Genomic DNA, 22,813 nt, shown 5'->3' on the forward strand with positions numbered 1-22,813 from the left:
CCGCGCGCCTCAGTCGCAGGCGGGCGCCTCCTCCCGGTAGGCGATCCCGCTGTCGACCGGCGCCTTGCCGCCCTGATCGTGGGGCACGATCACGTGGCACTCGCCCTCGGTCACGTTGCCCGACGCGTCGACCGCCCGGACGCCGAGCGTGTAGACGCGCGCGTCGCCGTTGCCCTTCCGCTCCGCGAGGAGGTCGACCGAGCCGCAGCCGAGGTTCATGATGTCCACCTCGGTGTTGCCGTCGCCCGTGTCGTTCCGCGGCTCGTCGCTCGCCGCATAGGTGAACGTCACCTCGACCTCGTCGTCACAGGCGTCCTCGACCGCCACGCAGTCGTCCACCGAGATGGTGTGGAACGAGTGGTTCGGCGGCCAGAGCTCGGGGCGCCGGTCGGAGAGCACCGGCGCGACCGTGTCGACGACCACGAGCTCCGAGGCGCAGAGCGACACCGCGACCTCCGCCTCCGCGGTCACGACGATCTCGTGCGTCCCCAGGGCGAACGGCCCCTCCGCGGAGACAGCCACGCTCGTGTCGGCGCAGGTGCCCTCCGACAGCTGCGCGTAGATGGTCTCGACGTAGGCGCCCCGGTGCGTCGTGCACTCGACGACCCGCTCGTCGCCGCACGCCCACTCGCCCTCCGGGATCGCGCCGCCCGGATCGACGCACTCGGCCACGAGCGCCTGCGAGGCGGCGCCGAGCGACTCGTCATGATTACACCCGAAGAAAAGACCAGAGACGGAGACACCACTAAGCGTCACGAGGAGACTGGCTCTCTTCATCATGTGGATACGGATAGCAACGTCATCGCGTCTTCGCGAGAGAAAAGACGCCGAGTGAGCGCGGAAAATAAGGTGGGCTATCGCCCACTCGGGTGCATTTTGTTGAGCCGTTTTTGGAAGCGCCGGGAACCACGCCGCTTTCGGCCGCATCGGAGGTGTGCTGTTCGCCCATGAGCCCCCACGTGGGCCCCACGCGGGCGGACCGTCGGCGCGGGCGTAGGGGGCCCTGCTCAGGCGCTCGGGCAGGGGCGCCTCAGTGGACCGTCTTACAGCACCTGAACCCGAGGTGGTAATTCACGTGCCAGGCGTTCTCCATCGGCTCCACGTGCCAGCGCGGGCTGAAGGAGCAGTGATCGGGATACGTCTCCTGCCCCTTCGGCCGGGGGGCGTCGTGCGCGCGGGCGACCTCGACGTAGAACCAGGCGCTCCCCTTGAGCTGGCTGTACAGCTTGCCGTCGTCCCGATCGCGGCGGGTCATGATCTCGGCCACGTTGCCGTGCTGATCGAAGACCCCGAACCGCGAGCGGCACGCGGGGAACGAACCGGAACGCCCGTACAGGGGTGATCGACGGCGAGGCTCGGGAAGAGGAGAAGCTGCGAACGCCCACCTTCCCATGAGGCTGGTCCCTCCCCGCTAGCCTTAGCTCGCTCGCCGCCTCGCCCGCCGCCATCACCGTTGATGGATCGTACGTCAACCTTGACGTACGTCAGTTCTGTCGTATAAGGAGTACGCGATGAGGATCAATCCCGGCGGCTCACTTGGAGTTGACGAGATCATCGGTCGTGAGACCGAGATCGCGCGGTACTGGTCCGTCCTGGCGCGTCAGGGGCTCGTGCTCGGCGGGGAGCGCCGCATCGGGAAGACGCACATTGTCAAGAAGATGCACGCGCTCGGGCGCGATGGCTTCGTGACGGTCTACCAGGAGCTTGAGGCTGTCCATAGTCTCAGCGAGCTCGTGCGAACGTTCCACAGAGCCGTGCGTGACCAGCTCGACCGGCTCGGGAAGTTCAAGGCGAGCGCTCTCGAGGTTTGGGAAGCATGGGCACCGAAGCAGATCAAGAACGTCGACCTACCGGACATAGAGAGGAATTGGAAGGCGCTCCTCACCAGCGCGATCACCGACACCTTGAAGGCCATCGGCCCGGAAAATCGCCTGGTGCTGATCTGGGACGAGTTCCCGCTGATGATCCACAACATCAAGGCACGTCAAGGAGCTGACAGCGCCATCCAGTTGCTAGATCTCCTTCGCCACCTCCGGCAGACTCACCCCGACCGGCTACGTTTCCTGTTGACCGGGTCCATCGGCTTGCACTTGGTGCTACAGTCGCTACGCGCGGCGGGTAACGCCAACGCACCGATGAACGATATGCTCGACGAGGTGGTGCCGCCGATGTCAACTGGCGACGCGTTCACCCTCATCACCGAACTTCTCCGGGATATCGATCCCCAGGTGGACCGACCCGACCGTTTCGTTCCCATGGAGCAGAAGATATTCGAGGCCGTCGGTGGTTTCCCCTTCTACCTCCAGCACGTCATAGACCGCCTCAGTCAGCTCGATCGTATCCCGGTCCCAAGCGATGTCGACGTCGCGGTGGACGAACTGGTTCTCGCCCCGAACGACCCAGGCCACTTTCATTGGAACGTCGAGCGGATCAAGATCTACTACGATAAGCGTCATGCGACGATAGCGCTCGCGATTCTCGACGCGATCGCCGAGAAGGATCGGCCTATGCGCCTTGCCGCGATCGTCAAGGCGCTCGCCCATCACGCCGAGACACCGACCGCCGAGGATGTCCGCGAGGTCTCCCGACTCCTCTGTCAAGACCTGTGTCTCGTGCGGATCATCGACAAGAAAACCTCTTCCTACGACTTCCGTTGGCCGCTGGTCAAGCGCTGGTGGCAGAAGCATCGTCTATGACCCGCGCCCTCGTCACCTCATCGAAGTATAGCCCTGGTAACATGATGCCACAGGCGCTCGAAGCGCTGTTCGTCGGGCGGGAGAAGACGCTCTCCGACGTTCTGAAGCGCATCGCCGCCTCTGCTACGGGCAGTGGAAAGCACTATATTCTGCTCGTGGGCCCCCGGGGTGTCGGCAAGACTCACTTCGTCGCCCTCCTGCACCACCGGTTGATGACCGATCCACAGTATGAAGCTGCACGGAAGAAGCTGAAGATCGCCTATCTCAACGAAGAAGAGTGGGGGGTGGCCTCGTTCTTGGATCTGCTGGTCCGGATCCTCAACGCGCTCGCGTCTGGCGGCAGAGAAAAGGAACTCGACGATAGGATAGAGCGTATCTATCAGACCCACGAGAAAGATCCTACTCTCGCGCTGGAGGTCGCGCAGTCGCTCCTCCTCGAGGCTGTCGGTAGGGACACTCTCCTACTGCTCTGCGAGAACCTCGTCGACATCTTCACGGGATTGGGCGAGGAGGGCCAAAAGCGATGGCGAGCGTTCATTCAGGAGCACCCGTTCTGGACTATCCTCGCGACTACGCCGGCACTGTTCGCGGGCGTGCAGCTCCAGACATCGCCCTTCTATGGGTTCTTTACCGAGCGGAAATTGGAGAAGCTCGACTTCGAGATGGCGGTGCAGCTCTTGAAGAGGAAGGCCGAGGTCGATGGGCACCACGAACTTGCCAACATATTGGGCACGCCTATGGGGCGCGCGCGGGTCCGCGCGATCCACCACCTAGCGGGCGGCAATCACCGTGTCTATGTGATCATGTCTGAGTTCCTCGATCGAGAGTCGATCGATGATCTTATCAAACCATTCATGCGGATGGTGGACGATCTAACGCCGTATTACCAGGACCGCATGCGGCCACTCGCGCCGCAGCAGCGCAAGCTTGTTGAATTCCTTAGTCGGCATGAAAAACCAGCGATGGTGAAACTCATCGCGCAGAGATGTCTCATCTCGCAACAGACGGCCGCAAAGCAGCTAGGAGAGCTTGCGAAGCTCGGCTTCGTCCAGTCTATCCGAAGCGGCCGCTCAACGTACTACGAGGTTGCCGAGCCATTGATGCGGATTTGCGTCGAGGTGAAGGACAACAAGACAGCATATTTGAGGCTTTTTGTGCGGTTTCTGCGTGAGTGGTTCACGGCGCGAGAGCTCACGTTGCGCCTCCGCGACATTTGCAGCTCCGGTGTGCCGGAGCGTCATGTGGATAGGCTACACATAGAGATGGCGTTGAAAGAATACTCGGCCCTGCCGCACGAGCCAGTGCTGAAAGCATTGGAAGAGGAAGGGCTCCGTTGCGCCGCGAGCGGTGACTACGTTGGGCAAGCCGAGGCATATGCACGATTGTCCGACGAAGAAAATCGCGAGGAATATCATACTTTGTGTGTGAGTGCGCTATGTAAATTGGGTAAAGACGAGGAGGCTACGAGTCGCGTCGAGGCTGCTATTGCGCACTATCCACAAAGTTGCCGCCTTGCTGCTCAACATGCGGAGTTGCTCTTTCGCGCGAAGCGTTATGAGGAGGCGCTCTCTGAAATTGAGCGTGCCATGGTGATCAAGCCTGGTTATTCGCCATATCTTTGTTTTCGCGGTTCAATCCTCATGGCACTCGAGCGGTATGAGGATGTGATACGTAACGAGGATGTCGCACTGCGGCTCGATCCGAACCACCTACATTCGTTCGAACAGAAAGCTTGGGCTTTCTTGTCGCTCGGCCGTTTTGTCGAAGCGGAGACGGCAGCGCGCATGCTGCTCAGCCACAAACGGCACGCGCACGCTGCGTCAGCAGTTACTTCTCGTGCACTGTTCGGCCAGGGCAAGTATGAAGAGGCGCTGAAGATTATCAGGCGGGCGCTCCGCCTCGATCCTCAATGTGTTGCCGACCTCTGCTTTCAAGGAACTATTCTAAGTGCTCTCCGTAGATACGAGGACGTTGTCGTCAATGAAGAACGGCTTCTTGCTATTGATCCAACGCATTGGCATGGGCTCTATGTGAAAGGTAAAGCCCTGATGAACTTGGGTCGCTTCGACGACGCCGAGCGTGCTGCATTGAGCCTCCTTGAGCGGGTACCCCATGATCATGACGGCGTCCTACTGGCCTGTCTAGCGAAGAGCGGAGCGCACGGATTTCAGGTTGGAGCAGAGTATCTAGCGATGTCGCTGGCCTCGATCGGCAAAGCGGCTGGCCAGTTCGGGGGTGGAGATTTTGAGCCGGTGGGCGTCCTCGCGGCTATGATGCTGATGGAAGCTGCTGAGCGCGGTCCGCTAGAGATGGCCAAGCAGATCGTCGAGGCGCGTTTGACGTTGGAGAAGCCTGGGCTCGACGAACTCCTTGGCGACGCCCTCATGCGTCTTGTAAATCAATTTTCGGGCCAAGCCAACCTACGTGCCGAAGCGTGGGATGAGGCGCTCCCGATCCTCACGAGCGCGCTCCGTGATCTTCCTGAGTGCGAATTGCCGCTCAAAATGCTCGGCGCTGCGGCGCGGTACAGCCGGACACTAAATGTTGCTGACCTCCTCGACCTGCCGCTAGAGCAGCGGTCCCTCCTCCTAGATACCTTCGCACAGCAGCCACGCACTTATGTTAGCGCTGAGGCGGTCGCGAAGGCAGCTCCGCGGAGGAAAGCTCCGTCCACTCGGAGCAAGCGTACGAAACGTCTCATAAGCAGTGGTAATATGACGTGAGCGAGTGAACCCTTTCATCCCGGTGCGGGGTGGGCTTCTGACACGAGATGCCTGTAGGCGTCCGGTAACCGTATACTTTCGTCGATCCCCTGCGCCGCGTAGAAAACCACGTCGAAAGTGTCGATGGACGACAGCACACGCATCTGGCGCAACCTGTTGGCGATCTCCCAACCCGCGTGGCGAACACCTTCGCCGGGGGCCGGACAGTTCGGTAAGACCTTCCGCGCGACCAGGGACGAACTTGAGCGATGCGGTACCAGCAGGAGGTGCTGCCGCAGGTGCGCGAGGCGCGCGCGCCTCAGTGGACCGTCTTACAGCACCTGAACCCGAGGTGGTAATTCACGTGCCAGGCGTTCTCCATCGGCTCCACGTGCCAGCGCGGGCTGAAGGAGCAGTGATCGGGATACGTCTCCTGCCCCTTCGGCCGGGGGGCGTCGTGCGCGCGGGCGACCTCGACGTAGAACCAGGCGCTCCCCTTGAGCTGGCTGTACAGCTTGCCGTCGTCCCGATCGCGGCGGGTCATGATCTCGGCCACGTTGCCGTGCTGATCGAAGACCCCGAACCGCGAGCGGCACGCCGGGTAGGCGCCCGCCGGCTCGGTGTCGGTCGCGCACGTCTCGTAGGCCGAGCGCGCCGTGTCGGCGTCGCAGGGCTTGCCGTCGATGTCGCGGTGCCGCGTCTGCGTGTGGCAGACGGCGAGGTCGAGCTCGTCGCCGTAAGCGTACGTCCGCGGCGCGCCGCCCTCCGGGTCGCCGCGGCACGCGAGGCTCCACTCGTCCTCGGTGCAGAGGCGCTTGCCCTGGAGGCTGCACACCGACGCCGCCTGCGTCGGGCCCGCCCACACCATCGGCAGCTCGCACGGCTTGTTGGGGAACTCGAAGACGTCGATGCAGAACTCGGCCGGCCTCGCCTTCCCCCGCACGGTCTTGAAGACGGGCACCATGTTCTCGTGGCCGCCGCAGCGGGCGCGCTGCTCCTCCGTCTGGAGGACGACGCCGCGCAGCCCCTCGAGGCACTGCTCCTTCGAGCGCGTGTGCCGCGCGAGCGCCCTGTTGCCCTGGTTGATGCGCGACGGCCCGCCGCCGCCGAAGTTCTTCTCCAGGAAGAGCTCGGGGTTCCTGAACTTGCGCTCCCGCGGCGTGAGCTCCTTCAGCGAGAAGAGCCGCACCAGGTCCTCGCGCGCCTCGTAGTGGATCGCCGTCGGATCCCCGGCCGGCGGCGGCGCGCCGGCCGGCGGCGGCGGCGCCTCGCCCCCGGCCGCCGGCGGCGCGCCGGCAGACCCAGCCGCCGGCGGGGCCGCGTCCCCCGGGCCGGAGGCCGCCGCGGGCACCGCGGGGCTGGCCGCCGGCGCGGCGGCGTCGCCGGGGCCGCGATCGGGCTCGCCGCGGGAGCAGGCGGCCGCGGCCGCGGTGAGCGCCGCGAGCGCGACGCGCGAGGGTCGGGAGGGCCGTGACACGTGGAGCGAGGTCAGAGGGTCGCCGCGACGATCTCGGAGAGGCTCGCCTCGTCGACGATGCCGGTCAGGTAGGCGGCGACGTTCCCCTGCCGGTCGATCACCACGAGGCTCGGCAGCTTGTCCACCCCGTACCGGACCGACGCCTCCTTGGCGTCGTCGATGAGGATCGGGTACGAGAGGCCCTTCTTGAGGGCGTATTGGCTGGCCACGTGGGGCGGATCGTCCACGTTGACGCCGAGCACCACGAGCCCCTTCTTCTCGTACCGGCGCGCGATCCGGTCGAGGATCGGCGCCTGGACCGCGCAGGGGCCGCACCAGGTGGCCCAGAAGTCGAGGATCACCGGCTGGCCCTTGAGCTCGGCGAGCTGCATGCGCGCGCCGGGCTCGCCGTTGGCCGCGACCGGCAGCGTCACGTCGGGGGCCACCGCGCCGACCATGCCCCCGACCCCAGGCGCAAGCCGCGGCAGGATCGCAAGGCCGAAGAGCGCGCTCAGGGCGATGAGCACCGCGACTGCAGGGTAGAGAATCTTACCGGAATTGGACTCGGGTTCGGCCATACGGGGCCCTGGGCTTCATAGCAAATCTTTGGGCCTACGTCCGAGCGGCTCTGGTACGGTCCGGCGCCTCGACCGGCCAGGCGCTGCGCCGCCTGGCCCGGGGTCGGGGGCGCAGCGCGGCTCGCCGCGCGACGCCGCCGCCGCCGCCGGTGGGGGTCGGGGGCGCAGCGCGGCTCGCCGCGCGCTGCCACCGCCGTCCGGGTCACGTCGTCGCCCGCGCGCTGGAGGAACCATGCTGGATCGTCCGAATCTTTCACGAGAAAATCCCGCGGGGCCCCGCGGGCGGCGCCCGCCGCCCGGGCTCCCCCCGGCCAAGCGGGCGGCCAAGTGGCCCCCCGATGACAACGACCTGCCCGGAGCCCCGCCGGCGCCCGCCGGCGGCGGCTTCGCGGACGACGGCAACTTCAAGCGCGGCCGGTTCAGCCCGGTGTCGATCGTGGTCGGCCTCCTCCTCGCGCTCGGCGCCGCGGGCGCCATCTGGTTCGGCGTCAAGCAGGACAGCCAGAAGATGACGGTCGACGCCATCTCGAAGGAGAAGAAGAACATCTTCGTCCTGCCGAAGAAGGACCAGCTGCCCCTCTGGCGGAAGTGGGCCGCCTCGAACGCCGAGCCGTCGCTCCAGCAGGAGGCGCTCATGCAGCTCGCGTGGGCCGGCGACCCCGAGGGCGTCACGCACGCGACGACGGCGCTCTCGCTCCAGGACCACCGCGTGAAGGGCGTCGCCGCGCAGGTGCTCGCCTACTACGGCTCGCCCAAGGCCGACGGCGCCAAGCCCGCGCTGCTCGAGGCGCTCAAGGTCGCGGACGAGAGCGACCGGCCCCAGATCGTCTGGGCCCTCGTCGAGCTCAAGGAGCCGGCCGCGTTCAAGGACGCGATGGACCAGTACCGCAAGGGGTTCCTCTCGAAGGTCGAGCGGCTCGGCGGCGGCATCGCCTTCGATCCCGAGAAGCTCGCCGGCCTCGTGTCGCTCGACGAGCTCGCGAAGCTCGCGACCGACGAGAGCGCGTCGGTGCGGCAGCTCGTCGCGACGGTCCTGTCGCGCAACGCCGAGCCCAAGTGGACGAGCGCGCTGATCACGCTCGTGAAGGACAAGGACGTCGAGGTCGCGCGCGAGGCCGCGAACGGCCTCGGGCGCATCGGCGACGAGACGGCGCGCGCCCCGCTCCTCGAGGCGCTCTCGAACGCCGACAAGGACAGCCGCCAGCGCTTCCTCGAGGCGCTGCGCGACGGCATCGGCGGCGAGGGGCTCGTCCTCGCCCTCGACAGCGTGAAGTCGGACCCCGAGGAGACGACCTGGTTCCAGACGAAGCAGATCATGGAGATGCTGCGCGAGCTCGCCGATCCGCGCGCGGCCGACCCGCTCGTGAAGTGGATCGAGGCGAAGAAGCCGCCGCTGCACTGGCAGGGCGAGGCGGGGACGCGGCTCGCCGAGGTCGGCGACATCCGCGGCGCCAAGTACATCGGCGAGCGGATGCTGGCCGACCCGCTCAAGCTCTACAAGCTCGAGAAGTTCTGGGAGGCGGACGAGGGCGGGCACCTGTCGCGCACCGACCTGCCGCGCGTCGTCGGCGCCCGCATGCTCGCCGACCTCGCCACGATCCACGCGGACAAGGCCGCCGAGCTCAAGGCCGCGGCCGAGTCGCCGGTCATCCTGTGGCTCAAGGATCGCCCGCAGCCGCACGCGAACGGCCTGCGCTTCCTCGCCACGATCCGCTCCGAGAAGATCCTGAAGGACATGCGCGACTGGGCCTTCCCGACGGACCCGCTCCCGAAGGAGGGGCAGCAGCCGCCGTTCCCGGCGGCGTTCGAGACCGCGCAGAGCGCGCTCCGGTACATCGGGCGCATGAAGGACGAGCCCTCCTTCCCGCGGCTGCTCGAGCAGTTCAAGCGGAAGAAGGACCCGAAGATGGACATCACCCAGGACGGGCTCCAGGGCGCGGGGCTCGCGATGATGGGCATGGCGCTCCGCGCGGTCGCCTACGGCGCGGCGCAGGGGCTCGCCGAGTGGGGCGACCCGCGCGCGGTGGAGCCGCTGACGAAGCTCATCGAGGACGAGACGTGGCACGAGGAGGCCCGCCAGGCCGCGTGCGAGGCGCTCGCCTGGTGCGCCGACGACAAGACGATGGTCGAGGTGGCGAAGAAGGCGAAGGATTTCGCGAGCAAGAAGGAGCCGCGCAAGCAGCTCATCGGCGCCTGTTACGCGTCCGCGCTCGCGCTCCGGCCGGTGCCCAGCGCCGCCGGCGAGCTCGTCCCGCTGCTCACGGCCGACGTCGAGCCCGGGGTGCGCATGGCCGTCGCGCGCGCCATCGGCATCGGCGGCTTCGACGAGGCGGCGCAGAACCAGCTCTTCGAGAAGCTCAAGGACGTCGAGGTCCGGAACGCGGCGGCGCTCGCGCTCATCCTCGGCGGCACGAGCGACACCGCGGCGCGGACGGTCGCGATGTACGCCGACTTCGACAAGGGCGCGCTCGACGACCTCAAGGACCACTACTACCGCGCGTTCGGCTACTGGTCGGACGAGGACTTCAAGCGCGGCAACCTCTACCGGTACGTCGCGAACGCCGAGGCGGTCACGCGGGTGAAGGTCGCTGACGCGCCGCAGGAGTGGGCGCGGCAGCGGCTCCAGGCCCAGTTCGACAACCTGAAGTACGACAACGGCCCGCACTCCGAGACGCGCGTGGTCCTGCGCTACCGGCTCTACCAGGCGGCCAAGAGCGGCGACGGCGAGCAGAAGAAGGGCGCGATCGACACGCTCAAGTTCATGAAGGAGAAGGGCGCGCTCATGGCCCTGCGGCACGAGCCGGGCGACACCGGCGTGCTCGCGAAGCGCGCGTTCCACGAGCTCATGAACCCGAAGGCCACCGTGGCCGAGGACCTGAGCGCGCTCGCCCCGGCCAAGGGCGGGGGCGCCGACGTGCAGTAGCGGCGCGCGCCTGCGCGATCGTGCGAGGGGCCCGGGAGCCCTCGAGGGAGGCCGTCCTCCCCCGGGGATCCCGGGCTTCCTGTTTTTTGTCGAGGCTGCGCGGAGGAGCCCGCGCCGGCGCGTCGGGGGGGCCCTGGCGACGGGCGGCGGGCGCGTGTCGGGCTGGACAAAGCGCGCGTTTCGGAAGAGTGTTCGCGCCGAGGTGCACTGTGGCTACCTGGCGTGATGAGCTCAACGAGGCCGTGAAATCGAAGGCGGAGCGCGAGTCGGAAGAGCTCGCGCGGCACAAGAAGCGGGTCGCCGAGGCGCTCGCGGCCGCGGAGTCGGCCGTGTCGCAGGGGGCCGAGTCGCTGAAGTTCGCGCACGAGAGGCTGCAGGACAAGGGGCAGCCGGTCGTGCTCTCGCAGGAGCAGGACAAGCACCGGCTCGCGCTCGGCGAGTTCAGCCTGGCGCTGGAGCTCCTGCGGGAGTCGGCGATCGTCCGGGTGACCTTCGGCGACGGCAAGCCGCGCGAGTTCGACTTCGCGAAGGACAGACACATCGCGCCCGCCGACGTGGAGGAGTACATCGGGCGCCGCGCGCTCGAGCTGGTCCGCGCGGCGCAGAAGGCCGCGCCGTGGTGACCGCCGGGCGCGCCGGGGCGCGCGCGCCCCGCGCGGCGGGGCTCCGCCCGGGGCTCGTCGCGGGGCTGCTCGCCGCGCTCGGGGCGTGCGCGCCTCCGGCCGCGCCGCCCCGCGAGGCGGCCGCGCCGCCGGCCTCGGCGCCGGCCGCCGCGGCGCCCGCCGCGCCGGCCTCGATCGATCTCGACCCCGCCGCGGAGGCGCGGATCAAGGCGGACGTCGCGTACCTCGCGTCGCCCGAGCTCGCGGGGCGCGCCACCGGCGAGCCCGGCGCCGAGCTCGCGGCCGACTTCATCGCGCGCCGCTTCGCCGAGCTCAAGCTCGCGCCGCTGGGCGGGCAGGGGGGCGACGCGAAGGCGTACCGGCAGGCGTTCGAGGCGCGGGTGGGCGCCGACGTGGCGCCGGCGGCGCTCGTGGTGCAGCGCGCGGGCCGGAAGCAGGGCGTCGAGGCCGGCAAGCTGGTCACGGCCGACGGGAGCGCGAGCGGCGCGGTCTCGGGGGCCGCGGTGCTCGTGGGCCACGGCGTGACCGCGGCGGCGCTCTCCTGGGACGACTACGGCGGCCGCGACATCGAGGGGAAGATCGCGGTCGTGCTCGACGGCGTGCCCACGCTGGGCGGCGGCGCGGAGGCGGCGCCGCAGGCGGGGGCGGCGAAGGCAGACCCGCACGGCGGCGCGGCGAAGGCAGATCCGCATGGCGGCGCGGCAGCCGCCCCGCACGGCGGCGCGGCGCACGCGGACCCGCACGGCGCGGCGCACGCGGATCCGCACCACGCGCCGTCACCGCGGCCGGCCGACGCGCTCCGCGACTTCGGCAGCGTCCGCTACAAGCTCCGCACCGCCCGCGAGCACAAGGCCGCCGGCGTGATCCTCGTCGCGGCGGGCGACGAGCTCCCGCGCGTGTCGGACGACGCGGCGAGCATGGGCATCCCGGCCGTGGTGATCACGCGCTCCGCGGCCCGGGCGCTGTTCCCGACGGCGGGGCTTCCGCCGCCCGCGAAGCCCGAGGCCGCCAAGCAGGCCGCCGCGAAGCCCGCGGCCGCGAAGCAGGCCCCGGCGAAGGCCCCTGGGCCGAAGCCGCTCGACGGCGTCACCGTCGAGATCACGACCAAGGTCACCCCGCGGATGGCGCCGGCGTCCAACGTGATCGGCCTGCTCCCGGCGCGGGACGGCTCCCCGCACGCCGGCGAGTACGTCGTCGTCGGGGCGCACTTCGATCACCTCGGCCACGGCGGCAACTCGTACTCGCGCGCGCCCGGCGTGCACGCGGTGCACCCGGGCGCCGACGACAACGCCTCCGGGACCGCGATGCTCCTGGAGGTCGCGCGGCGGTTCGCCTCGCTCCCCGCGCGGCCGGACCGCAACCTGCTGTTCATCGCGTTCGGCGCCGAGGAGCTCGGCACCCTCGGCTCGCGCCACTTCGTCGATCACCCGCCGGCGCCGCTCGCGGGGACGAAGTCCGTCGTGGCGATGATCAACGCGGACATGGTCGGCCGGATGCGGGAGGACAAGCTCCTCGTCGACGGCCTCGGCACCTCGCCCGACTGGAAGCCGATCGTGGACGACGCCGCCCGCGGGCTCGGCCTCGCGCTCCAGTTCGGCGTCGAGGGGTTCGGCGCGAGCGATCACACGTCGTTCACCGCGTCGCGCGTCCCGGTCGCCTTCCTGTTCACGGGCGTCCACGAGGACTACCACCGGCCGAGCGACACGGCGGACAAGATCGACGCCGCGGGCGTCTCGCGCTGCGCGGTGCTCGCGGCGCGGATGGCGCTCGCCCTCGCGCAGCGCGACGCGCGGATGGCGTTCACCGACCCGCCGGCCGACCCTCACCGCAGCATGCGCCGCGGCTTCCGCGCGTCGCTTGGCACGATGCCGGACTACGCGTACCAGGGGCCCGGCGTGAAGCTCACGGGCGTGCGGCCCGACGCGCCGGCCACGCGCGCCGGGATGCAGGCGGGGGACGTGATCGTGCGCATCGGCGCCCACGCGATCACCAACATCCACGACTTCATGTTCGCGCTCGGCGAGCTCGAGCCGGGCCGCGAGGTCGTGATCGAGGTGGAGCGCGGCGGCACCCGGGTGCCGCTCAAGGTCATCCCCGCCCCCGGCCGATGAGCCGGCGCCGCCGCCGCATCGCGCCGCCGGCCGCTCCGCGCCGGCGGCGCAGGGCCCTCTGCCGGCGCTGCGCGGGGGGCCTCGTCCTGCTGTGCGGCCTCGCGGCGGCGCTCCTCGGCTGCGATCGCCGCGAGCCCGCCGCGACCGACGCCGCGGCCCCCGCTGCGCCCGCGAGCGCCGGCGCAACGGCGGACGCCGAGCCAGCGCCACCCGACGGCGCCGCGGAGCCGCCGGATGCCGCGGGGCTGCCCGACGCCGCGGGGCTGCCCGACGCCGCCGCGGCCCTCGACGGCGCGACCGCGTCGCCGTCGCCCGACGGCGGCGTGTCGGACGCCGGGCTGCCCGGCAGCTCCGCGGGGTGTCCGGACGACATGGTCCTCGTCGACGGCGACTACTGCCCCCTGGTCGAGCAGATCTGCCTGAAGCACCACAAGGAGTACGAGAAGGACCAGGCGCGGCGGGAGAGCCCGTACGGCGGCGTGGAGGGCTCGACCAGCGTCAGCGAGCGCTGCCTCGAGTACAAGCAGCCGACCGCGTGCCTCTCGAAGAAGCGCGCGCCGATGCGTTACTGCGTCGACCGGTACGAGTGGCCCAACAGGAAGGGCGAGCTCCCTGCGCTGCTCGTCTCGTGGCGCGAGGCCGTCAAGGCGTGCGAGGGCGTCGGCAAGCGCCTCTGCACCGAGGACGAGTTCAACTTCGCCTGCGAGGGCGAGGAGATGCTCCCGTACACGTACGGGTTCATGCGGGACGCGACGAAGTGCAACATCGACCGGCCGTTCCGCCAGCGCGAGCTGACGCTCTACCGCTACGAGCGGTGCATGCGGCACCCCAAGTGCAAGGCGGAGCTCGAGCGGCTCGATCAGCGCGTTCCGGCCGGCTCGATGCCGGCGTGCGTGTCGCCGTTCGGCGTCTACGACCTCAACGGCAACATCAACGAGTGGGTCGTGCGGCCGGGCCGCAAGTCCCCGGATCGGAGCGGGCTCAAGGGCGGCTGGTGGGGCCCGATGCGCGGCCGATGCCGCCCGACGGTGGGGTTCCACAAGGAAGAGGATTACGGCTACGAGCAGGGGTTTCGTTGCTGCAAGGACGCTGCGCCGCGGTGAGCGCACGGTGGCGCCGTCATTTTGGCGGGCGCGTGGCCGCCGACCGGGGGTACGCTCGCCTCCAGCGGGCCCGCGACGCGGCGCTCGCCGGCGAAGGGCCTGCGGTTGCTCCTCCGGGGGCCGGGGCTCAGATCTCAGCGGCGGGTCGGCACCGGCCCGCTGCTCACGCGGGGAAAGCCCCGCACCTGCGGGAGACCTTGATGAAGCGATCCATGTGGTTCACCAGCGTGCGCTCGGCCGCGGCGGTCGTCCTTGCTCTCGGAGGCCTCGGGCTCCTGTCCTCCGCGTGCCGGGGCAGCGAGGCCGAGGATCCCTCGAGCCAGCAGTACAACGCCTACAACCAGCAGCCTGGGTACCAGCAGCCCGGGCAGTACCAGCAGCCCGGGTACCAGCAGCCTGGGCAGTACCAGCAGCCGGGGCAGTACCAGCAGCCGGGGCAGTACCAGCAGCCGGGGTATCAGCAGCCGGGGCAGTACCAGCAGCCGGGGACGACCGCTCCGGCGACGACGGCGCAGCCGAGCCCGCTCGCGCTCCCGTGTACGAACGACATGGTCTGCGGCACGCACAAGTGCAACACGGCGGTGGGCAAGTGCGCCTTCCCGTGCGCCGCGAACACCGACTGCGCGGCGGGCTTCTCGTGCATGGGCGCCGGCTCGGCGACGGCGATCTGCGTGCCCGGCGGGCAGTAGGGGGCGCGTGGTCCTGCGCTGATCTGCGCCTTGCTTCGGTCGCGTTCCTGGTCTTGTGAGGGTGGCGCCTTCTCCGGCGCCGCCGCGGCGCTCGGCGCTCGCCGGGGCAGCCGAGCATGGCCTGGGGGCTGGCGCGTCCAGTCCCTCGGGGAGCGGAGCTGCCTGCCGCGACCGGATCCGGTCTCGGCGGGGCAGCTGAGCATGGCGTGGGGAACCGGATCCGGTCTCGGCGGGGCAGCTGAGCATGGCGTGAGGAACCGGATCCGGTCTCGGCAGGGCAGCTGAGCATGGCGTGAGGAACCGGATCCGGTCTCGGCGGGGCAGCTGAGCATGGCGTGAGGAACCGGATCCGGTCTCGGCGGGGCAGCTGAGCATGGCGTGAGGAACCGGATCCGGTCTCGGCAGGGCAGCTGAGCATGGCGTGAGGAACCGGATCCGGTCTCGGCAGGGCAGCTGAGCTGCCTGCCACCCGTCCCACGCAGGGCGCGGAGCCCGGGTGGCGTCATCCCGCAAGCGATTGCGCACTTTCGCAATGGAGCACGTCCCGGGCGACGCCGCCTCGCCGCCTTCGAGGCGGTGTCGGCTGCCTCACGCCGCGCGGCGTGGTCGCCACGCATCCTGGCCCCGCCCTTGCCATAGGCGCGCGTCACGCGGCCGACGGCCCGTTCGGGGCGGCCCGGGGACGACGAGGCGAGACGCTCGACCGCGGAGCGGACGGGGTGCGGCGCGGGTGTGCCTCACGCCGCCGGACGCCAGCGAGAAACCTTAAGAACAGGCATATCTCATGAGCATTCCCACGAGACGGCGCACACGTGCGCCTTCGGCCACGCACGATTTCGCGATGTCACGCCGTGCCACGGCCCGGCGAAAGCATCACTTTTCGCTCGCGGGGGTATGCCTCGCCGCTTGCGTGCTCGCCGTTGCGGCGTGCTCAGACTCGCCGCGCGAGCCAAGGCTCTCTCTCGGGCCAAGGCTCTCTCTCTTGAATGGAGACCTCGACATCGAAGGGCCCGTCCATCCCGAGGACGACCTGCTCGGCACGATCTGCTCGGGCTACGACGGCACAGAGCTCCCTGTCGATCTGCCGCGCTCCGAGACGGTCGCAGCAGGCGCGATCGGCGGGACGTTCTCGGCCTCGAGCACCGGCGAGGCGACGTACACGATGCCGCTCGCCGTTCCTCCGGGGCGCGCCGGCATGCAGCCGGAGCTCGCGGTGAGCTACGACAGCTCGGGCGGAGAGGGCGTGCTCGGTATGGGCTTCTCCGTGACGGGGCTGTCCGCGGTGACGCGGTGCCCGCGCACGATCGCGCAGGACGGCGAGATCCGGGCCGTTCATTACGATCGAGACGATGCGCTCTGCCTCGACGGGAAGCGTTTGGTCGAGGTGGGCAGGGCGGGGGATCTCGTGGAGTACCGCACGTTCCCCGATACCTTTACCAAGGTGATCGCCAGCTATGAAGGCTGGGACTGGGAAAAGGGTCCGATGTACCTCCGCGCGTACACGAAGTCAGGGCGGATCATCGAGTACGGGAACGAGCCGAGCGGCCGGGTCATGGCCAAGCTCGGTGTCGTCCGCGCGTGGTGGGTGACGCGCGTGAGCGACCGCTACGGAAACACGATGGACACGCGGTACAAGAGCGAGGAGCACCCGACGGAGAAGTACACCGTCGAGCACGCGCCGCTGCGGATCGATTACACCGGTCATCCGTCGTCCCCGGCGACGCGCGCCGTCGAGTTCGTGTACGGCGAGCCGCAGTGGGGGGGCCGCGTGCTCTACTCGCGTGGGATGGAGCTCCGGAGCTCGTGGCGCCTCGACGAGATCCGGATGCTCGGGCCGGGCGACGCGCTCGTCCGGAATTACCGCTTCTTGTTCGACGACGCACCCGCGACAGGGCGGCGGCTGCTCCAGCAGGTCGAGGAGTGCGCGTCGGACGGCGTGTGCAAGCCGCCGACACGCTTCGGGTGGCATCACGGCACGAAGGGGTTCACCTGGCTGGCGACGCCGCTCGAGGTTCCCACCTCCGATCGCGGCAGCAGCATGCTCATGGACGCGACGGGTGACGGGCTCGACGACATCGTGATGTCCGACGACGAGCTCGCGATCTACGAGGACGTCGAGGTGCCGCTCACCACCTGGTTCCTCGCTCCGAACCGGCTGTCGGAGGGGGTCTCGACCGCCTTCAACGTGGACAGGCTGGTGGCCGAGGTCACTCACCTGGATCCGGACACGCCCTTCCAGCCCGAGGTCGGCACGCCGATCGACTACAATCAAGATGGGCTCACCGACATCTTCATGCACGACCTGCAGGGTCGATGGCCGAACTGGCACGTCCTCCTCGCGGAGCGCGCGGGCAACTTCACGCGCCTCGACACCGAGGTCGCTCGCATGTACCCGCTCGGGTCGGCGTGGACGCCGGGCAGCATCAAGAGCCCGACGCATTCGGCACACCTGGCCGACGTCGACGGCGACGGCGTCTCCGACCTCATCCAGTGCGGCGACGACGGCATCAGCATGGCCTGGTGGGTGCACCTCTGGCGCCCCAGCGGCCCGGAGGGGCCCGGGTTCGAGCCCGCGCCGAGCCCGATCCCCGCGCTGTACGCGTACCCGTGCAACGCGGACCTGCACACGGTGGACGCGGACAGCGACGGCAAGATCGATCTGCTCGTGCACACGGCGGTGTGGATCGACGACGCGACGGTGACCTTCGGCACCACGTACGACGCGGTGACGTACCAGAGCCCGGGCGCGTGGTCGATCACCCCGACCGGCCTCCCGGTCCGGCTCCCCGGCGGCCGCATGCTCTTCCTCGACGTGAACGGCGACGGCCTGCCCGACGCGGTCCAGACCGGCCTTCCGGACCGGCAGCTGCGCACCTACGTGAACACCGGCGACGGGTTCGCCGCTGCCGTGAACAGCCTGCCCGAGCTCTGGCTCGAGGCCGACCGGTTCGCGAACCTCGCCGTGCCGATCGACTGGAACGACGACGGCCGCCAGGACTTGCTCATGCCGATGGCGGAGCCGGGTGGGGTGCCCGCGTGGATGATCCTCGAGTCGACGGGCAGGGTCGGAGACGGCACCTTCACGCTGGTGGACTCGCACCTGCCGGTCGAGCCCCTCATGCTCGACTCCGAGGTCACGCTCGCCCACGCGCAAGCTCCGCGGGTGACGGACCTGAACGGCGACGGCGTCCAGGATGTGCTGATGTCGGTGGGACGTTTCTTCCGCATCTTCCCGAACCTGCTCAAGGACGAGGATCTCCTCGCGAGCGTGACTGACGGCATGAGCTCGCTCGATCCGGACGACCCCGACTTCCTGCCGAACGTGACGATCACCTACAGCCACCTGTCGTCGCCGCACGCTTGGGACGGGTTGTCGCCGCTGCCGGACGAGCAGAAGATCTACAACCCGATGGAGAACGCCGTTAAGGAGGAGTGCGCCTACCCGCTCCGCTGCGCCCTGGGCCCGCGGGCGGTGGTCAGCGGTTACACGCTCAACAACGGCGCGAACGCCGAGCGGCGCTTCGAGGTCGCCTACAGGAACGGCCGTTACCACCGGCTCGGCCGTGGCTTCCTCGGCTTCGGCAAGCGGATCGTGCGCGATCTCGACACCGGCTCCGGGACCGTGGAGTTTTACGACAATGTGACGTTCGACGAGGACCTCAACGTCTTCCCCTACGCGCATCAGGTCATGCGGGAGGTGCGCTACAGCCCTCCCGAGACCCATGATCAAGCGCCCTCCGGGATCGTCGAGCTCTCGCACACGAGCTCGCTGATCCAGGCCGTCAAGACGAACGGCGGCAGCACGTACTTCACGTTGCCGGTCTTCCGCAGGGACATCAGGGGACAGGGAGAGTACTCGCCGGCCGGAGAGCAGAGCCTGGAGGCGTACGCGATCGACCGGGCGGGGTTTCCGCCGATCCTCATGAGCGACGCGACGATCGCCTATGGCAATTACGACGAGTTCGGCAACATCCTCGCCGAGTCGTCGTCCACGACGGGGGCCGATTTCTCGCTCCTCGTCAAGCGGAAGTACACGAACGACACCGCCGCCTGGCTGATCGGCAAGCTGGACGCCGTGAACGAGTGCAGCAGCGCCTCGGGGATCGACCAGTGCCGCACGATGTCGCGCACGTACAACACGCGCGGACAGGTCATCCGGGAGTCCGTCGGCACCGAGGGCGACCCGCAGACGGAGCTCCACCTCACGTATACGCGCGACGTGTACGGCAACCTCAGGATCACCCGCTCCGTCGATGCGTTCGGCGCGCGCCGCAACTCCTGCATCTCGTACGACGAAGAGCGCGTCTTCCCGTACGCGCGCTCGAACGCGGAGGGGCACGTCACGCGGATGAAGTTCGACCCCGGCCTCGGCGTCAGGACGGCGCTGGTCGATCCGAACCACCTCGTCACGCGCTGGGCGATCGACGGCTTCGGGCGGGTCACGAAGGAGATCCGGCCGGGCGAGGAGGACGAGGTGATCACCACGTTCACGCGGACGAAGGACGGCGGCGCGTCCGGCACCGAGTGGAACGTGAAGGTGCGAACGCAGGAGACCGGCGGTCGCGATGACACTGTCGAGCTCGACAGCCTCGGGCGTCCGGTCCGGTGGTGGACGCATCGCCCCGACGTGGGCGCCGGCGCCGGCGAGCGCGTCATGCAGGAGATCGTCTTCGATGCGCTGGGCGAGCACGTGGCGCGACGATCGCTGCCCGCCGGCGAGGACACGCCGCGCGATGCGCTGCGCTACGACGACACTACCTATGACGGCATGGGCCGCATCAAGACGCACCGGACGCCTTGGGGCACCACGACGACGTACACGTACCTGGGCACGACCGTCGAGGTGAACGGTCCACGCGGCGTGACGACCACGATCACGAATGACGCGCTCGGCCGGCCGGTGTCGATCACCGACGCGATGGCGGGGGAGACGCGTTATCGCTACGGGCCGTTCGGCGGGCTGTGGACCGTGACCGATCCGGGCGGCGCGGTGACGACGACCGAACGCGATGCTTACGGCCGCGTGCGAAAGATCACGGATCCCGATCGCGGCGAGACGATCACGCACTACAGCGGGTTCGGGCGGCCGACGTATGCGAAGGACGCGCTGGGGCGGGAGCGCTGGTTCGAGTACGATCGCCTGGGCCGCATGACGGCGCGCATCGACAAGGAAGAGGGCAGCGAAAGCACCTACCGCACCACGTGGACGTGGGACCGCGGGGCGACGGGGAAGGGCAAGATCGCCGAGGTCGAGACCCCCGAGCATCACAAGACGATCTACACCTATGACCCGCTCGGGCGGCTCGAGATCAAGCGGCTGGCGCTCGAGGGCGAGACGTTCACGACGACCTTCGGCTATACCCCCTCGAACCAGCTCAACCTCATCGCGTACCCCGCGGGCGACGGCGGGGAGCCGTTCTCGGTCCTCTACGAGCTCGACCCGCACGGCCACGTCCTCGAGGCGCGGAACGCCGAGACCGGCGATCCGTACTGGGAGCTGAAGGAGACGGACCGGGCCGGGCGGATCCGGACCGAGGAACTCGGCAACGGCGTCGTCACCGAGCGGTCGTACCACGCGACGAAGAACCGCCTGGAGGGCCTGCGCACGACGAAGGACGCCGTGGAGCTCCAGAACCTGGCGTACACGTACGACGACAGGCTCAACCTCGAGACCAGGAAGGACCTACGCCAGACGAAGACGGAGTACTTCTTCTACGACAAGCTCGATCGCCTGAGGTGCTCGCAGTTCCGCGATCTGCCCCGCTGCCTGTTCGTGGACACGTACGCGCCGAATGGCAACATCGACTCCAAGCTGGGCATCGGCACGTACGAGTACGACCCCGACCAGCCGCACGCGGTGATCCAGGCGGGGGACAGGTTCTACGGCTATGACGCCGTCGGCAACCAGATCTCGAGGCCCGGCGCGACGGTCTCGTACACGCCGTTCGACAAGCCGGAGACGTTCACGCTCGACGGCGGCGCGACGATCGAGCTCGACTACGACGGCGATCAGAACCGCATCCGGAAGACGACGCCGGACGAGGTGACCCTCTACGTGGGCGACCTGTACGAGCGGGTCACCCGGCTCGCTCCGGGCGCTGGCGAGCCGAGCGTCGAGCACCGGTACTCCGTGCTGGTGAACGGGCGGGCGGTGGCGCTCGTGACGCGCGCCGCGGGGGCGCCGGGCACGACGCTGTACCTGCATCGCGACAACCTGGGCTCGATCGACGTGATCACGGACGCCACCGGCGGCGTGCACGAGCGGCGCAGCTACCAGGCGTGGGGCAAGCGCCGCTGGCCGACCTGGGAGAGCGCGGCTCCGGGCTGGTTCGGCAGCTCCCCTGTCCGGCAGGGGTTCACGGGGCACGAGGGCGACGGCGAACTCGGGCTCATCAACATGCGGGGACGGATGTACGATCCCGTGATCGGGCGCTTCTTGACGCCGGATCCGCTCGTGGCGAATCCGCTGTCGGGGCAGAGCCTCAATCCGTACAGCTACGTCCTCAACAACCCGCTGGCTTACGTGGATCCGAGCGGTTTTCAAGCAGAGCCGGAGGCGCCGCCCGTCCATGCGGTCCGCTGGGAGGTGGACGTGGCGCGGAATACTGTCCATCTCTTCGGCCCGAAGAGCGCGAGCCAGCGAGAGAAGGAGCCGCGCGAGAAAAAAACGCGCGAGGAAGAGCCGCGCGGGGCCGCGGAGGTCGGCGTCGTCGCGCCTCCCGTCGACGTGAACGTGTACGGAACGAGCTCGGGGTACGTGCCCGAACCGGTGGCCTCCACGCCGGATCAAAGCACGGTCGGCAGCTTGGTGGGCGAGGGCCTGCTCGGCGTCGGGGAGGGGCTCGGCGAGCTCACCGTCGGGCTCGGGCGGTCGCTGGTGCTCAACGCGCTGACGTTCGGCGGCTACGGCGCCTACGAACTCGGGACCGCGATGTGGGACGGGTACAAGGAGGACGGCGTGGTCGGGGCGCTGAACGCCGTGAACCCCCTGTACCATGCGCTGAGGGCCGGAACGGACACGGTCCTTGCCGCTGTGGACGGCGACTACCGCGCCGCGGGCGCGGCGAGGACCAAGGCGGTCGTGCTCACGCTGGGCGCGGCCGTCGGGCTCGGCGAGGGGCTCACGGCGGTGAGCGGAAGAGCCTTGGCGACGAGGGCCGCGACGGGAGAAGGTTGGCTCGTCAGCAGGGGGGTCTTCAGGAACAGACACGGGCAGCTGACGAACGGCCGCTACATTCTTGACGAGCCGGGCATGGCTCCTCATACGGTAGGCAGCCTCGCCGACGGCAGGAGCCAGTTCTTGTACGGAGTGAACGAGAAGCAACTCGTTCTTGATGCTGCGGATTACGCCGATCAGGCAAACCTGTGGAGAGGAAGCGACAATAGCAAGGCAAGGATTGTTTTCGACGATTATATCGGAGTGCATGCCGGGACAGGTCAGAGAACGAACGTACTGAACCTTTACCGCACCGAAACGGGTTTCGTTCACGGTGCGCCGGGGAGTCCGCTATGAAACAGGATCTCAGCGACATCTTTCGGCACAGCCGCGCGCCATCGGCGACCTGGACGCACGAGAAGGTCCAGGATGTCCTTCAGGCGTTGGCAGCACACTCTTCAGGCTCCTGGGTGGACTGGGAGCCTTTCGACGAGCAGTGGGGACGGGTGCTCGACGCTGACAATAAGGTCTTGGGTCTTGTGTGTGCGCGTGTTCCGATAGGTGCAGCCCGGGATGACTTCCCACTCGCGGAGCTGCCAAGCGCTGTGACATGGATTCAATTCAGGCACATGCACGATCATAGATATCGAATTTCTCCAGAGCTTCTTGAGGAGGTGTTTGGACGCAAAATCTCGCGAAACGTCGACTACGAAGACCTGTCGATGAACGATCTGTGGTGGGCAACCGTGTCCTGACCGGAACGGGTCTCATCCACG

The 22,813-nt window shown here is 68.7% G+C and carries 13 protein-coding genes; 9 read left to right on the forward strand and 4 right to left on the reverse strand.

What is annotated here, in order from left to right; translation table 11 throughout:
* Positions 1-9: 9 nt before the first annotated feature.
* Together WMF33_RS49000 and WMF33_RS49005 are read right to left on the reverse strand one after the other, a co-directional pair.
* Complete coding sequence (locus WMF33_RS49000; protein WP_437335016.1) at positions 10-672, reverse strand: hypothetical protein; 663 nt, start codon at positions 670-672, stop codon at positions 10-12.
* Between the two features lie 358 nt (positions 673-1,030).
* Positions 1,031-1,255, reverse strand: a complete 225-nt coding sequence (locus tag WMF33_RS49005) for a hypothetical protein (RefSeq protein WP_437335017.1) — start codon at positions 1,253-1,255, stop codon at positions 1,031-1,033.
* Between the two features lie 256 nt (positions 1,256-1,511).
* On the opposite strand from WMF33_RS49005, the gene WMF33_RS49010 reads away from it, so the two are divergent.
* Together WMF33_RS49010 and WMF33_RS49015 are read left to right on the forward strand one after the other, a co-directional pair.
* Complete coding sequence (locus tag WMF33_RS49010) at positions 1,512-2,696, forward strand: AAA family ATPase (protein WP_437335018.1); 1,185 nt, start codon at positions 1,512-1,514, stop codon at positions 2,694-2,696.
* Positions 2,693-5,419, forward strand: coding sequence for a tetratricopeptide repeat protein (locus WMF33_RS49015; protein ID WP_437335019.1), 2,727 nt, complete (start codon positions 2,693-2,695; stop codon positions 5,417-5,419). The genes WMF33_RS49010 and WMF33_RS49015 overlap by 4 nt, the downstream gene beginning before the upstream one ends.
* Before the next feature lie 298 nt (positions 5,420-5,717).
* On the opposite strand, the gene WMF33_RS49020 is transcribed toward WMF33_RS49015, so the two are convergent.
* Both WMF33_RS49020 and WMF33_RS49025 read right to left on the reverse strand, forming a co-directional pair.
* A complete protein-coding gene (locus WMF33_RS49020) occupies positions 5,718-6,875 on the reverse strand; it encodes an SUMF1/EgtB/PvdO family nonheme iron enzyme (RefSeq protein ID WP_437335020.1) in 1,158 nt (385 codons plus the stop codon).
* An 11-nt stretch (positions 6,876-6,886) separates the two neighbouring features.
* Positions 6,887-7,381, reverse strand: coding sequence for a TlpA family protein disulfide reductase (locus WMF33_RS49025; protein ID WP_437335021.1), 495 nt, complete (start codon positions 7,379-7,381; stop codon positions 6,887-6,889).
* Between the two features lie 283 nt (positions 7,382-7,664).
* Here WMF33_RS49025 and WMF33_RS49030 point away from each other — a divergent pair, with 283 nt between their 5' ends.
* From WMF33_RS49030 to WMF33_RS49060, 7 genes are all read left to right on the forward strand, one after another.
* Positions 7,665-10,355, forward strand: a complete 2,691-nt coding sequence (locus WMF33_RS49030) for a HEAT repeat domain-containing protein (protein ID WP_437335022.1) — start codon at positions 7,665-7,667, stop codon at positions 10,353-10,355.
* 242 nt (positions 10,356-10,597) lie between these two features.
* The gene (locus tag WMF33_RS49035) at positions 10,598-10,978 is read left to right on the forward strand and encodes a hypothetical protein (protein WP_020742126.1); all 381 of its coding nucleotides are present in this window, start codon (positions 10,598-10,600) and stop codon (positions 10,976-10,978) included.
* Positions 10,972-13,089: a M20/M25/M40 family metallo-hydrolase gene (locus WMF33_RS49040; protein ID WP_437335023.1), complete on the forward strand. Its 2,118-nt coding sequence runs from the start codon at positions 10,972-10,974 to the stop codon at positions 13,087-13,089. Before WMF33_RS49035 ends, WMF33_RS49040 begins: the two co-directional genes overlap by 7 nt.
* Entirely contained in the window at positions 13,086-14,192 is a 1,107-nt protein-coding gene (locus WMF33_RS49045) for a formylglycine-generating enzyme family protein (protein WP_437335024.1), read from the forward strand. The genes WMF33_RS49040 and WMF33_RS49045 overlap by 4 nt, the downstream gene beginning before the upstream one ends.
* Before the next feature lie 200 nt (positions 14,193-14,392).
* Positions 14,393-14,881, forward strand: a complete 489-nt coding sequence (locus WMF33_RS49050) for a hypothetical protein (protein WP_437335025.1) — start codon at positions 14,393-14,395, stop codon at positions 14,879-14,881.
* Between the two features lie 982 nt (positions 14,882-15,863).
* On the forward strand, positions 15,864-22,394 hold the full coding sequence (locus WMF33_RS49055; protein ID WP_437335026.1) for an RHS repeat-associated core domain-containing protein: 6,531 nt from the start codon (positions 15,864-15,866) through the stop codon (positions 22,392-22,394).
* Positions 22,391-22,792: a hypothetical protein gene (locus WMF33_RS49060; protein ID WP_437335027.1), complete on the forward strand. Its 402-nt coding sequence runs from the start codon at positions 22,391-22,393 to the stop codon at positions 22,790-22,792. Before WMF33_RS49055 ends, WMF33_RS49060 begins: the two co-directional genes overlap by 4 nt.
* Positions 22,793-22,813 lie beyond the last annotated feature (21 nt).

The organism is Sorangium sp. So ce394 (assembly GCF_051474665.1).
GTDB classification, from domain to species: Bacteria; Myxococcota_A; Polyangia; order Polyangiales; family Polyangiaceae; genus Sorangium; species Sorangium cellulosum_D.